The organism is Actinosynnema sp. ALI-1.44, from assembly GCF_001984155.1.
Taxonomy (GTDB): Bacteria; Actinomycetota; Actinomycetes; order Mycobacteriales; family Pseudonocardiaceae; genus Kibdelosporangium.
This window is the reverse complement of the sequence record NZ_MTQO01000054.1, coordinates 102,420-117,204: the sequence shown is the minus strand read 5'-3', so window position 1 is coordinate 117,204 and position 14,785 is coordinate 102,420. Positions and strand designations below refer to the sequence as shown.

At 68.4% G+C, this 14,785-nt stretch carries 11 protein-coding genes; 2 read left to right on the top strand and 9 right to left on the bottom strand.

What is annotated here, in order from left to right; translation table 11 throughout:
- Positions 1-177: 177 nt before the first annotated feature.
- The 3 genes from ALI144C_RS47465 to ALI144C_RS47455 form a co-directional block, all read right to left on the bottom strand.
- On the bottom strand, positions 178-963 hold the full coding sequence (locus ALI144C_RS47465) for an arginase family protein (RefSeq protein ID WP_076993896.1): 786 nt from the start codon (positions 961-963) through the stop codon (positions 178-180).
- 155 nt (positions 964-1,118) lie between these two features.
- Positions 1,119-4,496, bottom strand: coding sequence for a pyruvate carboxylase (locus ALI144C_RS47460; RefSeq protein WP_076993895.1), 3,378 nt, complete (start codon positions 4,494-4,496; stop codon positions 1,119-1,121).
- Positions 4,497-4,600: 104 nt separating this feature from the next.
- A complete protein-coding gene (locus tag ALI144C_RS47455) occupies positions 4,601-5,392 on the bottom strand; it encodes a response regulator transcription factor (protein ID WP_076993894.1) in 792 nt (263 codons plus the stop codon).
- 271 nt (positions 5,393-5,663) lie between these two features.
- Here ALI144C_RS47455 and ALI144C_RS47450 point away from each other — a divergent pair, with 271 nt between their 5' ends.
- Positions 5,664-6,755 (top strand): hypothetical protein, encoded by a 1,092-nt coding sequence (locus tag ALI144C_RS47450; RefSeq protein ID WP_076993893.1) that lies wholly within the window; start codon positions 5,664-5,666, stop codon positions 6,753-6,755.
- A 495-nt stretch (positions 6,756-7,250) separates the two neighbouring features.
- On the opposite strand, the gene recG is transcribed toward ALI144C_RS47450, so the two are convergent.
- Together recG and ALI144C_RS47440 are read right to left on the bottom strand one after the other, a co-directional pair.
- Entirely contained in the window at positions 7,251-9,410 is a 2,160-nt protein-coding gene (gene recG, locus ALI144C_RS47445; protein ID WP_076993892.1) for an ATP-dependent DNA helicase RecG, read from the bottom strand.
- 34 nt (positions 9,411-9,444) lie between these two features.
- Positions 9,445-11,061 (bottom strand): DAK2 domain-containing protein, encoded by a 1,617-nt coding sequence (locus tag ALI144C_RS47440; protein WP_330359655.1) that lies wholly within the window; start codon positions 11,059-11,061, stop codon positions 9,445-9,447.
- 212 nt (positions 11,062-11,273) lie between these two features.
- Here ALI144C_RS47440 and rpmB point away from each other — a divergent pair, with 212 nt between their 5' ends.
- Positions 11,274-11,465, top strand: a complete 192-nt coding sequence (rpmB, locus tag ALI144C_RS47435; protein ID WP_033380326.1) for a 50S ribosomal protein L28 — start codon at positions 11,274-11,276, stop codon at positions 11,463-11,465.
- Between the two features lie 13 nt (positions 11,466-11,478).
- Here rpmB and ALI144C_RS47430 read toward each other — a convergent pair whose 3' ends face one another.
- The 4 genes from ALI144C_RS47430 to ALI144C_RS47415 all read right to left on the bottom strand — a co-directional run bounded on the left by ALI144C_RS47430 (position 11,479) and on the right by ALI144C_RS47415 (position 14,776).
- On the bottom strand, positions 11,479-12,675 hold the full coding sequence (locus tag ALI144C_RS47430) for an MFS transporter (protein ID WP_076993891.1): 1,197 nt from the start codon (positions 12,673-12,675) through the stop codon (positions 11,479-11,481).
- Positions 12,676-12,721: 46 nt separating this feature from the next.
- Entirely contained in the window at positions 12,722-13,366 is a 645-nt protein-coding gene (locus ALI144C_RS47425) for an HAD family hydrolase (RefSeq protein WP_083754141.1), read from the bottom strand.
- A 180-nt stretch (positions 13,367-13,546) separates the two neighbouring features.
- Entirely contained in the window at positions 13,547-14,221 is a 675-nt protein-coding gene (locus ALI144C_RS47420) for a uracil-DNA glycosylase (RefSeq protein ID WP_076993889.1), read from the bottom strand.
- A gap of 33 nt (positions 14,222-14,254) precedes the next feature.
- Positions 14,255-14,776 (bottom strand): gamma carbonic anhydrase family protein, encoded by a 522-nt coding sequence (locus ALI144C_RS47415; protein WP_076993888.1) that lies wholly within the window; start codon positions 14,774-14,776, stop codon positions 14,255-14,257.
- Positions 14,777-14,785 lie beyond the last annotated feature (9 nt).

The window sequence follows — 14,785 nt, the reverse complement described above, 5'->3', positions numbered from 1 at the left end:
CATTGATAACCCGCTGCCGACGAGCCCGCCAACCGATATAGCTCGTCCTCGACGAGATCCGCGCGCCGGAACCGGCGGGGATCTTGCGCCGGTCCGGCGCGGCGTGGTCGAAACTGGCGAGGAAGGCGAAGACCTCGCACGACTACCCGGCGATGGCCGAGGTCGTCAACGAGTGCCTCACGCTGGAGCGCCGCGCAGCAGAGCCCCTGTCACCGCCTCGATGACCGGGGTCAGCTTGCGCAGTTCGGTCTCGTCGGCCGTGACGCATTCGGTGATCCCGACGCCGACGACCGGCACCGGGATCCCGTCGATCGCATCGACCAGCTCGGCGATCGACAGCCCGTTCGGCTCCGGGTAAGTCACCCCGCCGAACTCGCCGGGGTCGAGCACATCCAGATCGATGTGCAGGTAGATCTGTTCGCCGGGGAAGGAGTCGCGGGTGACCAGGCCGCGGTCGATCGCGGTCTGCTCGCCCGGGTCGAACGCCCGCGCGCCGATCAGGACGGCGTTGCCCGGCCGCAAAGCCGGGCCGGCCACGAACTCCGGGTCGCCCTCGCCGAACAACGCGCGCAACGCCATGCCGTGGTAGGCGCCCGACGGTGACGTCTCGGGCGTGTTGAGGTCCGGGTGCGCGTCGAACCACGCCACACCGAGGTTCGGGCCGTGCCGGAACCGCGCCACCCCGATCGACGCCACATCCGTGCCGCAGTCGCCGCCGATCGTGAGAACCGGTCCCTCCGGCGCTTCCAGTGCGGCCAGTTGCGCGGTCCGGTTGACGATCAACGCCGCCCGGTTGGCGACACCGCCCACCGCGGGAGAATCTTCAGTCGACACAGGGACGACATGGGGCTCGATCCCGGCGATGTCCCCGGCGAGCCTGCTCAGCGCCAGACACCCGTCGGGCAGCAGTCGCGCGTTGTCGACCAACGCGCCTTGTCGTTGTGGGACAGCATGAATACGCATCAGGTGGTCCGCCTCCGAATCGCTGCGAAAGCCTTCGTGCAGACATCTTTACCCGATGCACGGGCCAATCCCCGACCCTCTTGACCAGTAAGTGGCCGTGACGATGGCTCCCACCACCATCACGGCCACGGGTATGGCAATTTTTCGTGTTCCGGCTACGACAACACGATCAGCAGGTCGCCACCTTCCACCTGCTGCACGGACCCGATCGCCAGCCGCTGCACCTTGCCCGCCTTCGGCGCGGTGATCGCGGCCTCCATCTTCATCGCCTCGATCGTGGCGACCGTGGCACCGGCTTCGACCTCGTCGCCCTCGCCGACAGCCAGCGTGACCACACCGGCGAACGGCGCGGGAACGTGGTTCTGGTTGCCCTTCTCCGCCTTCTCCGCGACCGGCAGGTTGGACGCGATCGACCGGTCCCGTACCGGAATCGGCCGCAGCTGACCGTTCAGGGTGGCCATCACGGTCCGCATGCCGCGCTCGTCCGCCTCGCCGACGGCTTCGAGTTCGATCAGCAGCCGGACACCCTGTTCGAGGTCGACCGGGTACTCCTGCGCGGGCCGCAGGCCGTAGAAGAAGTCCTTGCTCGCCAGCACCGACGTGTCGCCGTACTGCTCGCGGTGGGCCAGGAACTCCTTGGTCGGCCCGGGGAACAGCAGCCGGTTCAGGGTGCCGCGCGGGTCGTCCTCCAGCGCCTGCTTGTCGTCGTCGGTCAGCTCGGTCACGCCCTTCGGCGCCGAACGGCCGCGCAACGCCTTGGTGCGGAACGGCTCCGGCCAGCCACCCGCCGGGTCGCCGAGTTCACCGTGCAGGAAGCCGATCACCGAGTCCGGGATGTCGAAGCGGCCGGGGTCGGCTTCGAACTCCTTCGGGTCGACACCCGCACCGACCAGGTGCAACGCCAGATCACCGACCACCTTGGACGACGGGGTCACCTTGATCAGGTGGCCGAGCATCCGGTCGGCGGCCGCGTACATCGTCTCGATGTCCTCGAACCGGTCGCCCAGGCCCAGCGCCTTGGCCTGCGTGCGCAGGTTGGACAGCTGACCGCCGGGGATCTCGTGCAGGTAGACGCGGCCGGTCGGGCCGGGCAGACCGGCTTCGAACGGGTAGTAGACCCGCCGCACGATCTCCCAGTACGGCTCGAGGTCGGACACCGCCTGCAGGCTCAGCCCGGTCTCGCGCTCGCTGTGGTCGGTCGCGGCCACGATCGCCGACAGCGACGGCTGCGACGTCGTGCCCGACATCGACGCGGTCGCGCCGTCCACAGCGTCCACACCGGACTGGATGGCCGCGAGGTAGGTGGCGAGCTGACCACCGGCGGTGTCGTGCGTGTGCAGGTGCACCGGCAGGTCGAACTCCTTGCGCAGCGCGGTGATCAGCTTCACCGCGGCGGGCGGGCGGAGCAGCCCGGCCATGTCCTTCACCGCGAGCACGTGCGCACCGGCACCGACGATCTGCTCGGCCAGTTTCAGGTAGTAGTCCAGCGTGTACAGCTGCTCGCCCGGGTCGGACAGGTCGGACGTGTAGCACAGCGACACCTCGGCGACCGCCGTACCGGTCTCGCGGACGGCGTCGATCGCCGGGCGCATCTGCTCGACGTCGTTGAGCGCGTCGAAGATCCGGAAGATGTCGATACCGGTCCTCGTCGCCTCCTGGACGAACTTCTGCGTCACCGCCTCCGGGTACGGCGTGTACCCGACGGTGTTGCGGCCGCGCAGCAGCATCTGCGTGCAGATGTTCGGGATCGCCTCGCGGAGCTTGGCCAGCCGCTCCCACGGGTCCTCGGCGAGGAACCGCAGCGCCACGTCGTAGGTCGCGCCTCCCCAGCACTCCACGGACAGCAACTCGGGCATGGTGTGCGCGACGTACGGCGCCACCGCGAGCAGGTCCTTGCTGCGTACTCGGGTCGCCAGCAGCGACTGGTGCGCGTCACGGAAGGTCGTGTCGGTGACGCCGACGAGCTTGGCCTCCCGCAGCCAGCGGGCGAACCCCTCCGGGCCGAGTTCGGTCAGCTTCTGCTTCGACCCGGCCGGCGGTTCGCCGGTGAGATCGACGTCCGGCAGCTTCTCCACCGGGTCGACGAACCTCGGCCGTTCGCCGTGGGGCTTGTTGACCGTGACGTCCGCGAGGTAGGACAGCAGCTTCGTACCGCGGTCGGCGGAGCTGCGCGCGGTCAGCAGGTACGGCCGTTGCTCGATGAAACCGGTGGTGATCCGGCCCGCCCGGAAGTCCGGGTCGTCCAGCACCGCCTGCAGGAACGGGATGTTGGTGGCCACACCGCGGATCCGGAACTCCGCGACCGCGCGGCGCGCCCGCGCCACGGCCGTCTCCAGGTTGCGGCCGCGACAGGTCAGCTTGACCAGCATGGAGTCGAAGTGCGCGCTGATCTCGGTGCCCGCGAAGGCCGTGCCGCCGTCGAGCCGGATGCCCGCGCCGCCCGGGGACCGGTAGGCGCTGATCATCCCGATGTCCGGGCGGAACCCGTTCGCCGGGTCCTCCGTGGTGATCCGGCACTGCATGGCGAAGCCGCGCAGCCGTACGGTGTCCTGGCTCAGGCCGAGGTCGGCGAGGGTCTCGCCGGACGCGATCCGCAGCTGGGACTGGACCAGGTCGACGTCGGTGACCTCTTCGGTGACCGTGTGCTCGACCTGGATGCGCGGGTTCATCTCGATGAAGACGTGCTTGCCGGACGGGTCGAGCAGGAACTCGACCGTACCGGCGTTGCGGTAGCCGATGTGCTTGGCGAACCTGACCGCGTCACCGCAGATGCGCTCGCGCAGCTCCTCGGAGATGTTCGGGGCGGGCGCGAGCTCGATCACCTTCTGGTGGCGGCGCTGCATCGAACAGTCACGCTCGAACAAGTGCATCACTTCGCCGGTGCCGTCGGCGAGGATCTGCACCTCGATGTGCCGTGGGTCGACCACGGCCTGCTCGAGGAACACGGTCGGGTCGCCGAACGCCGACTCGGCCTCGCGCATGGCGGCCTCGATCGACTCGCGCAGCGCACCGGGCTGCTCCACCCGGCGCATGCCCCGGCCGCCACCACCGGCGACGGCCTTGACGAACACCGGGAACCCGATCCGCTCGGCCGCGCCGACCAGCTCGTCCACATCGGACGACGGCGGGGACGACTCGAGCACGGGCAGCCCGGCGGCCTTGGCGGCGGCGACCGCCCTGGCCTTGTTGCCGGTCAGTTCGAGCACCTCGGTGGTCGGTCCGACGAAGGTGATCCCGGCCTCCGCGCACGCCCGTGCCAGATCCGGGTTCTCCGACAGGAAGCCGTACCCGGGGTACACGGCGTCCGCACCGGATCTGCGAGCGGCCTTCACGATTTCGTCCACCGACAAGTACGCGCGTACTGGATGGCCTTGGGTACCGATCTGGTACGCCTCGTCCGCCTTCAGCCTGTGCAGCGAATTGCGGTCCTCGTAAGGGAAGACGGCCACCGTTCCGGCGCCAAGCTCATAGCCTGCGCGAAACGCCCTGATGGCGATCTCGCCGCGGTTGGCGACGAGTATCTTGCGGAACATCGCCCGGATACCTCCTGGTCGCGCGGGGTCGTGACGGAGAACGCTACCGGTCGGAGGCATCCGGGGCACGGCATGTGGTGACCGATGTCATGCACGTGGGTCCATCAGGTGGAATCGACCAGGCCGTAGCCACGCGCGTTGGTCAGCGCCTGCGGCCTGTTGCGGGCGCTGAGCTTGGAGAACAGCTGCCGCTGTTCGCTTTGGACTGTCTTGATGGCGATGCCGAGCGCCTGGGCGGTCTGCCGGACCGATTCGCCCCGCGCGATGGAGTCGAGGATGTCGCGCTCCCGTTTGGTGAGGTTGCGCGGCGCCTCGCCGCCGGGACTGCGGGACAGCTGTCCCGGTAACCGCATGCCCAGCCTGCCGACCTCGGCCGTGGCCTGGGTGCGGCTCTGCACGTCGAGTTTGGCGAAGATCCGGCGTTTGTGGTTGGTCACCGTGTGCGGGCTGATGCCCAGTTCCGCGGCGATCTCCGCGGCCGAGCAGCCCGCGCAGATCAACGCGAGGATCTCCAGTTCACGCGCTGACAGGCCGTGGCCGGGGCTGGCCGGGCGCCAGCCGCCGTCGGCCTCGGCGAGCGCGTCCCGCAGCCCCGCGACACCGAATCGCGTGCTGACCAGCCGATGGACACCGGCGTGGTGCAGGTAGGCGAGACTCCGCGCGTCCAAGGCGCGATGAAGACCGACGATGTGCGGTTCGCTGCGAACCGCACGCAGTTCACCGACGAACTGCAACTCGTCGGGATCGGCCGAACGCAGTTCGACCACAGCCGTGTCGGGCGACCGCAGCGCACAGAGGCGCAGCAGCCCGTCGCCCGTCGCCGCCGCTCCGGCGACCAGGTATCCGGGTAGTGACGCTATCCAGTTGGCGAGCGCATCCCTCAACAAGCCGTCCACGCAACGCAGGACAACCGTGTGTCGGTAATCCGACATAGTGCGGCCTACTTCCCGCCACGCCGCGTAGGGGTGTGGACACAGGGTAAACGACCCACGACAGACAGGTCTGGACCATTAGGGCTAATTCGGGCAGCCCGTGAGGGGGGTCACTCCTCCGCGCACGGGTCAGTCGACAAGGTGATCACGACTGAGCCATCCGGCCCAAGATCACTACCACCTGCGGGGCACACCTCACACATCGCACGATCGAGGGATTCACTAAAGTGGTGGAATGGCCGTTGCCAACGAGTCCCAGAAGTCCACGCCCACCTACTTCGACTCTGCCCTGAACGGGTACAACAAGAAGCAGGTGAACGAACGCGTCACCGGGCTCGTCAGCGACCTGAAGGACGCGGCGATCGGGAGAGACGAAGCGAATGCCCGTGTGGCGGAGCTGACAAAAGCCCTGAACTACGCGCAGCAGGAGCTGACGGACACCAAGGCCCGGCTTGAACGGATGGCCACGAACCCCAGCAGCGCGACGGCGATGACCGAGCGCGTGCGCGAGATGATGCGCCTGGCGGAAGAGGAAGTGGCCGAGCTCCGCCGAGGAGGCGAGGAGCACGTCAAGGAGCTGCGCGCGAAGGCGGACAAGTACAACACGGAAACCCGCTTCGGAGCGGACAAGTACGCGGTGAAGATCCGCGACGACGCGGACACGTACGCCGCGAAGATCCGCGCGAAGGCAGACGGCCTGGCCGCCGAACTGCAGGCGCAGCACGACACGAAGATGGCGGAGCTGGACCGCAGGCGCAAAGAGCTGGAAGAGAAGTACACCAAGCACAACAACGACCTGGACGCGGAATTCGACCAGCTGAAGACCAAGCTGACCGCGGAACACACCCAGCTGATGACCGAGGCGCGCGCGGAAGCCGCGAAGATCGTCGCGGACGCCAAGCGCTCGGCGGAAGCCGTCGAGAAGGAAGCCGCGGCGAAGCGCACGAAGCTCGACGAGGACGCGGCAGCAACCCGGGCGAAGCTGGAAGAAGAAGCGAACAAGAAGGTCGCGGGACAACTGGCGGAAGCCGAACGAGTAGCGGCGGAAACCAAATCCGGAGCGGAAGAAATAGCGGCAGAAATCCTGGCGAAAGCGGAACAGAAGCAAACCGAGGCAGACGAATCGACAAAGCGCCTCATCGAACTCCGCACCAGGATCGCCGAGCGCCTGACAGCAACGAACGACGCGGTCCAAGAAGCCATCAAGCACTTCGAGGCGGACGAGAAAACCCCGGAGAAACCAACGGAGAAATCAACGGCGGACTCCCCAACCGAGAAACTGCCGGTGCAGCCCCAGAAGCAAACCCAGAAGCAGACCCGCCGCTAGAACACCCACCCCCAACCCACCTCGAAGTCGCAGCCGACCACAACACGGCCCAGAGCAAGCACCCGCGCACAAGCACAGCCAGCCCGGGCGGCAAGCGGGCAAGCGCAGAGCAGGTAACACGCGCAAGCGCAGAGCAACCCGCAACGGCTATCGCGCAGGCACAGCGGGTTTGCGACCGCGCGTCAGCAAAGCGACCCCAGCGGGCGTGCGCGCAAGCGCAGAGGTGGGCTTCGGGGGTGTCTCCTGCCCGTCGGCCTGGGCGAAGGCCAACCACGGGCTGTCAAGAGGTCGGCCTACCCCAAGAGCCCCAGCGACAGCCAAACCGATCCTCTTGATAGACCGTGGTTCCCTGGGGCAGGTCGACGGGCAGGGGACACCCGCGCCCTCAAACCCCGGGACAAGAAAGCATGCGCCGGAAGAACACCCAGCGAAGAACCTCCTGCCCAGAGGTCAGCCCCCCGGCGAGGGAAAATCCTTCCCGAACCGAACCAAAAATCAAGCCTTCTGCAAAAACTCAGCCCGCTCGGAATCAACGAGAGTCTCAGCCATACCCCGCAAACCAGGACTACTCCCCAACCCGGGATCCGCGGAAACCAACCGCTGAGCAACCTCCCGAGCCTCCCCGATAACCGCGGAATCCCGAAGCAGAGAAAGCATCTTCAACTGCGACCGTTTCCCGGACTGCGTGGCCCCGAGAATGTCCCCCTCCCGCCGGATCTCCAAATCCAGCTGAGCCAGCTCGAAACCATCCACAGTGGAGGCGACGGCGTCCAGCCGCTCCCGCGTGGTCGTCCCGTCCAAGGCCTCGCTCACCAGCAGGCACAGCCCAGGAGCGCTCCCCCGCCCCACACGGCCCCGCAGCTGGTGCAACTGGCTGACGCCGAACCGATCAGCATCCATGATCACCATCACCGTGGCGTTCGGCACGTTCACGCCGACCTCGACGACAGTCGTGGCCACGAGCACATCGACCTCGGCCGCGGCGAACGCACGCATCGTGGCGTCCTTCTCGTCCGCGGGCATCTTCCCGTGCAGCACCGCGATGCGGAGCCCGTTGAGGGGACCCGACGCCAGCATGGGCGCGACCTCTTCAACCGCAAGCGGCTGACGGCGGCCGTCGTCGTTCAGGGGCGGCTCTTCAGCCTCCTCCGCCCCCGCCTCACCGATTCGGGGACACACCACATAGGCTTGGTGACCAGAGCCGACTTCCTCACGCACCCGCTGCCACACGCGATCAAGCCACTGGGGTTTCTCCGCCACCGGCACGACGTTCGTCGCGATAGGAGAGCGGCCACGCGGCAACTCCCGCAACGCGGAAGTCTCCAGGTCGCCGTACACGGTCATAGCGACCGTGCGGGGAATAGGTGTGGCGGTCATGACAAGCACGTGCGGGCTTGAACCGTCGGCAGCGCGAGTACGCAGCGCATCGCGTTGCTCCACACCGAATCGGTGCTGCTCGTCGACGACTACGAAGCCCAGGTCGGCGAAAGACACCTTGTCCTGGATCAAAGCGTGCGTGCCGACGACGATCCCGGCCGCGCCGGAGGCCGCGTCCAGCAGCGCCTGCTTACGAGCGGCCGCGGGCAACGAACCGGTCAGCAACGTCAGCCGGGTCGCTTGCTCGGCACCGCCCAGCTCCCCGGCCTGCGCCAGGTCTCCGAGCATCTCCTGCAACGAGCGCGCGTGCTGCGCGGCCAGTACTTCGGTTGGCGCGAGCATCGCGGCCTGCCGCCCCGAGTCCACCACCTGCAGCATCGCGCGCAGGGCCACGATGGTCTTACCGCTGCCGACTTCGCCTTGCAGCAGGCGGTTCATCGGGTGCCGGGTGGTCAGGTCCTCGGCTATCGTCTCGCCGACCTCCTGCTGTCCCGCCGTCAGTTCGAAGGGCAGCCGCTCGTCGAACGCGTCCAGGATCCCGCCGGACTTCCGCGGACACGCCGGCGCAGGGCGGGCCGCGGTCGCCTGGCGGCGCAACGCCAGCGCCAACTGCACGGCGATCGCCTCGTCCCACTTGAGGCGTTTCCTCGCCGCCGTGACCTGGTCCCAGCCTTCGGGCATGTGGATCGCGCGCAGTGCCGCGTCGAGCGGCATCATCCCGCGGTCCTTGCGCAGTTCCGGCGGGAGCGGGTCCTCCGCGCCCTCCCAGACACCCAGCAGCTGGCGGACGCAGTTGGCGACCTTCCACGTCGGCATCTTCGCCGCCGCCGGGTAGACGGGCCGCATCTTCTGCAGCTCCTCGTCCTCTTCCTCGAAGATCTGCACTTCCGGGTTCTGCAGCTGGAGCTTCTTGTTGAACATGCCGACCTTGCCGGCGAAGAAGCCCTGGGCGCCGACCTTCAGCTGGTCCTTGTACTTGCCGAGCTGGTTGAAGAACGACATCGTCAGCTTGCGCTGCCCGTCGGTGATCTCCACCTCGGTGCGGGTGCCGTGCCGCTGGCGCATCTGGTGCTTGGTGACCCTGGTGATCTCCGCCTGGATCGTGACGTGCTCGCCTATCTCCAACCCGGCGATGTTGGTCAGCTCGCCGAACTCCTCGTAGCGGCGCGGGTAGTGCCGCAGCAGATCGCCGACCGTGTGCAGCTCGAGGGCTGCCGCCAGCGCGTCGGCCGACTTCTTGCCCAAGATGGGCTGCAAGCTGTCATCAAACGAAGTCATCGCAACTCACATTAACGAGCCAGTCCGACACTTTTCACTCGACACCGAACATGAGTACGTTGTCGCGCTGTCCGCCGCGGTACGACACGAAGTCGACGGCCGGGTACTCGCTCCGCAGGTGCTTCTCCAGCTCGTCGCTCAGGTCGTCCGGGGCGTCGGCGCCGAGCAACGCCGTGACCAGCTCACCACCCGAGGTCAGCATCCGGTCGATGACCGCGCAGGCTCCGCGCAGCACCGTCGACGGGTCCACCGGGCCGTGTTCGATGCGCATCACCTCGCCGTCCGCGAAGCCGAGCAGGTCACCGGCGCGGCACGGGCCGATCCACGTGATCGCGTCCTCGTCGGCCACCAGGAGTTCGCCGCGCCGGGTCGCCGCGGCGGCCTCCGCCATCGACACCACGTCGTCGCCCGCGCGCCGCGCCGAGTCGTGCACAGCCAGGGCCGCAAGCGCTTGCACCGGCGACACGCAGGGGATCACGACGACGTCCTGCCCCCCGGCGACGGCTCTGGCCGCGGCCTCGTCGGCGATGCCCATCAGGTCCTGGTCGCCGGGCAGCACGGTGACGTGGGACGCCCCGGTCGAGGTGATCAGGTTCAGCAGATCCCACACGTCGGGGTCGTCGTTCGCCCCGATCTCCAGGACCAGCGCGCCCTCAGTACGGAACAGCGCCGCGATGCCCGCGCCCCTGGCCGGGATGACCACGACCCGTGCGCGACCGAACCGGGACGGCGCGCTTTCGGCGTCGGCGAACCGGGCGACCATGATCCGATGCGGCCTGCCCGCCTCGACACCGGCCTCGATCGCCCCGCCGACGTCGTTGCAGTGCACATGGACGGTCCACAACCCGTCACCGTCGCCGACGACGGACACGCAGTCGCCCAGTTTGGCCAGCGTGTCACGCAGCGATGCGGCCGCGTCGTCGCTGGTGGAGTCCAGCAGGTACATGACCTCGTAGCCGAACTCCGTCGACCCCGCCTCACGCGCCGCGACCGGCGAGGGCTGGGACGTCGAGTACGGCACGACCGGCTCGTCACGTTCGTTCACGACCGTGACCAGGGCTTCCAGGAGTACGAGCACGCCACGCCCCCCAGCATCGACCACACCCGCCTCCGCCAGCACGTCGAGCTGCTGTGGTGTCAGCGACAGTGCCTCCGACGCGGACCGCGCGGCAGCGGCCGTGACCTCGTGCAACACGCCCGACCGGATCCGGCGGGCCCCGGCGGCGGACGCGGTCAGCACGGTCAGCATCGTGCCCGCGCGCGGCTCGGCGACCGCCTCCGCGGCCAGCTCGGCGGCCCTGACCATGGCTTTCGCCAGGTCGTGCGCACCGGCCTGGTCGACCGCGCGCAGCGACTCGGCGAGCCCGCGCAGCATCTGCGACACGATCACGCCGGAGTTGCCCCGCGCGCCGGCCAACGCTCCCTTGGCGAGGACCGCGAGCGCCGCACCGGCCTCGGACCGCTGGTCCACGGGTGCCCTGAGCAGGGCCTCAAGAGCTGCTCTCATGGTTCCGAGCAGGTTGGAGCCGGTGTCGCCGTCCGGCACCGGGAAGACGTTGATGTTGTCGATCGCCTCGCGCTGCGCGTCGAGTGTCCGCACGCTCATGGCGGCCCAGCGGCGGATCGCGGCGGCATCCAGGGCCTGCAGCACGGTCGTGTCCTCCCGCTGTCGGGCACCGATGAGTCGGGCACCGGTGATTGGGTCGGCGCGAGGGTAACCGCGAACACACCCGCAGCGGCGAGAACGGGGCCGGTTTGTAACCGCCGGACGCGACCCGTTACCCTGTTCAAGTTGCCTGGCAGGCCCGGGCTGTACGTCGTCGGCCTCGATCCGGCGGCAAACCCAGAGGAAAGGACACTGACGTGGCTGCTGTGTGCGACGTCTGCGGTAAAGGGCCGGGCTTCGGCAAGTCGGTCTCGCACTCCCACCGGCGCACCAACCGGCGGTGGAACCCGAACATCCAGACCGTGCACGCCAAGCTGGGCGTTTCGCAGCGCAAGCGGCTGAACGTGTGCACCTCCTGCCTGAAGGCGGGCAAGGTCGTCCGGGGCTGACGCGTTCGCTCTTTCAACCGGCCCGGGTGGTCTCGACCACCCGGGCCGGTTCGCGTTCACGGGCGATCAGCAGTGTGCCGAGGCTGATCAGCGTGGCGGCGGCGCCCGCCGCGCCCATCGCCCACTGCGGGCCGACGCCGGTGACCACGAAACCGGCGATCATCGTGCCCACGGCGTTGGCCGTGCGCATCACCGAGTCGGTGGCCGCGAAGGCGCGACCGTGCAGGTGGTCCGGGGTTCGGAGCCGGACGAGCGCCTGACGCGAGACGTTCTGCATCCCGTTGGCGAACCCACCGCAGAGGAATGCGACGACCATCACAGCGGTGTACGGCAAGGCCGCGGGGATGAGGATGGCCAGCCCGAGCGCGGCTCCCGCCCAGCCCAACGTCCGGACCATCGACCGCTGGTGCACGAGCCGCCCGGCCGTTCTCGAGCCGAGGATCGACCCGATCATCCACGCCGCGTAGACCCAGCCGATCAGCACGACCCCGCCGCGCAGGACGTCGGTGATCAGGAAGATGTCGGCGACGTTGATCAGCGCGACGCACAACGCCACGACCGCGAGGCCCCCGAGGCTGACGGTGATCACCCTGTCGCGCGCCATGTGCCGGATACCCGCCATGGCGGCACCCTTCTTGCTGTCGCGTTCGCCGCTCTCGACCCGTGGGTCCCGGTCGACCTTGAGCAGCAGCAACAACATGGCCTGCGCGAGAAAAGTCCCTGCGTCGATCAGGATCGCGTTCTTCCCACCGACCACGGTGATCAGCACGCCACCCGCGGCCGTGCCGAGGACGTAACCGGCCCACCGGCTGGATGCCAGCCAGGCGAAGCCTTTCGCGACGTCACCGGGCCCGGCCGCGCGGGGCGCGAGGGTGGCGGCGGCCGGGTCCGCGACGGCCGCGCCGCACCCGACGACCAGCGTCGCGATCAGGACCACCGCGACGTTGTCGATCAGGAACGCGATCGCCAGCGTCGCGATCGCCTGGAGGAACTGGGCCTGCTGCATCAGCCTGCGGTTGGGCAGCCGGTCGACCAGCAGCCCGGCGAACGGCGCGCCGAGCGACGCGGGCAGCAGCGCGGCGATCATCAACGCGGCCAGCGCGAACGCGCCGTGGTCCTTGAACTGGACCATCAGCACGAGCCTGCCGAGGCTGGTGCCGAATGCCGAAACCCCGACCCCGGTGGCGATCAACGCCAGATCCCGCCGCATCACCCCACGCTATTGACGCCGGAGGTGACTGAGGAACCTGTTTTCTCTACGAGCTGACGACCTCTGCCAGGCTCATGTCCGCGGCACTGGCCAACACCAGGTCCGCGGCGGCAAGCCGGGCCGGATCGGTGTGCGGGTTCGGGATCGCGACACAGCGCAGCCCGGCGGCCTTGGCTGCCGCGACGCCGTGTGGCGTGTCCTCGAAGGCAATCGCTTGGTCGGCGGAGATCTCCAAGCGGCGCAACGCGAGCGAGTACACCGCTGGGTCCGGCTTGTGCGCACCGACCTCGTCACCGCATGCCACGACTTCGAACCGGGAGCGGTAGCCGGACTTCTCCAGCAGCGGCAGAACCCAGGCAGCGGGCGAACTGCTGGCCACAGCCAGCCGGAAGCCATCCGCCGAATCGAGCCACTCCCGGATTCCGGGCCGCAGCTCCAGTTCAGCGTTGAGCGAATCCCGGTACTCGATACGACGAGCGTGGCTGGACACGCGGTCGTAGCCGGAACCGACAGCGGCGGCCAGCGCGGCGTATCTGAGCTCGGAGACGTCTCCGCCGTGATCGGCGAAGAACGTCGTCACGTCGAGCTCGAGACCGTGCTGCCGCCACTCGTACTGCCAGCTGTGCAACTGCGTGGACTCGGTGTCCATGAGCAGACCGTCGAAGTCAAAAATGAGCGCAGTGATTCCCACTGCCGCCATTATGCCTGGTTGCGGCTTGGTCGCGCTGGTCGTTGACGCCACGCAACACGCCCGACATCGCCCCAACCACGCCTGCCAGCAGGCCACAGCGAAGATGTCGGTCGCGTGGGGCGGGGTGGCAATGACCGGCTCCCGGCGACCAAGCCCGTCCTCGCGGAGCGAGGACAATCGTTACGGCAGCTTCCAGTCGACCGGCGAAGCGCCCTGCTGCGTCAGGAGTTCGTTGGCGCGGCTGAACGGACGCGAGCCGAAGAAGCCACCGGCGGCCGACATCGGGCTCGGGTGCGCGGACTCGATGCACGGCAACGGGTCGAGCAGCGGCCGGAGGTTGCGGGCGTTGCGGCCCCACAGGATCGACACGAGCGGCTTGCCACGCGCGGCCAGCGCCTTGATCGCCTGCTCGGTCACTTCTTCCCAGCCCTTGCCCTGGTGCGAGTTCGGCTTGCCAGGCATCACCGACAGCGCCCTGTTGAGCAGCAGCACACCGTTCTCGGCCCACGGCGTCAGGTCACCGTTGGACGGCTTGGGGTGCCCGAGGTCCTCGCAGTACTCCTTGTAGATGTTGATCAGGCTCTTCGGGATCGGCCGCACGTCCGGGGCAACGGAGAAGGACAGGCCGACGGCGTGTCCCGGCGTCGGGTACGGGTCCTGCCCGACGATGAGCACGCGCACGTCGTCGAACGGCTGCTTGAACGCGCGCAACACGTTCTCCCCGGCGGGCAGGTAGGTGCGGCCCGCGGCGACCTCGGCGCGCAGGAACTCACCCATCGCCGCGATCCGGTCCGCGACCGGCTCGAGCGCTTGTGCCCAGCCCTGGTCCATGACTTCGTTCAGAGGACGTGCCATGCCGCCAAAGACTAGCCGACCCCAAAAATGCGGCTAGTCCAGGCGTCGGAGCCCGGATTTGTAGATCTTGACGTTCTCCACGTACCGGTCGACGATCATCGCCCACGCCATCGGCGGCACCTCGTGGTTCTCCCGGATCCGGGCGGGTACGCCGAGCGCCATCCGGTGCGCGGGGATGTGGCCGTTGAAGGACATCACCGCGCCCGCGCCGAGCACGGCGCCCTCCTCGACCACCGATCCGTTGAGCAACACGGAACCCGAGGCGATCAGGCAGTGGTCGGCGACGGTCGCGCCCTCGATGTGCACGTTGTGGCCGACCACGCAGTTGCTGCCGATCACGGTCGGGTGGAACTCCGTGCAGTGCACGATCGTGCCGTCCTGGACGCTCGTCCGTTCGCCCACCTGGATGCTGCCGGAGTCGCCGCGCAGCACGGCCTGCGGCCACACCGATGCGTACGCCAGCAGCGTCACGTCCCCGATGACTGTCGCATCCGGATGAACGAACGCGTCCGGATGGATGATCGGCTCCTTGTCACCGAGCGCGTAGATCGGCACAGCTCCTCC

Excerpts from the sequence above, each read along its gene's own strand:
- ALI144C_RS47465 (WP_076993896.1), bottom strand. The coding sequence starts at position 963 with ATGCGTATTCATGCTGTCCCACAACGACAAGGCGCGTTGGTCGACAAC.
- ALI144C_RS47460 (WP_076993895.1), bottom strand. The coding sequence starts at position 4,496 with ATGTTCCGCAAGATACTCGTCGCCAACCGCGGCGAGATCGCCATCAGG.
- ALI144C_RS47450 (WP_076993893.1), top strand. The coding sequence starts at position 5,664 with ATGGCCGTTGCCAACGAGTCCCAGAAGTCCACGCCCACCTACTTCGAC.
- recG (WP_076993892.1), bottom strand. The coding sequence starts at position 9,410 with ATGACTTCGTTTGATGACAGCTTGCAGCCCATCTTGGGCAAGAAGTCG.
- ALI144C_RS47430 (WP_076993891.1), bottom strand. The coding sequence starts at position 12,675 with ATGCGGCGGGATCTGGCGTTGATCGCCACCGGGGTCGGGGTTTCGGCA.
- ALI144C_RS47420 (WP_076993889.1), bottom strand. The coding sequence starts at position 14,221 with ATGGCACGTCCTCTGAACGAAGTCATGGACCAGGGCTGGGCACAAGCG.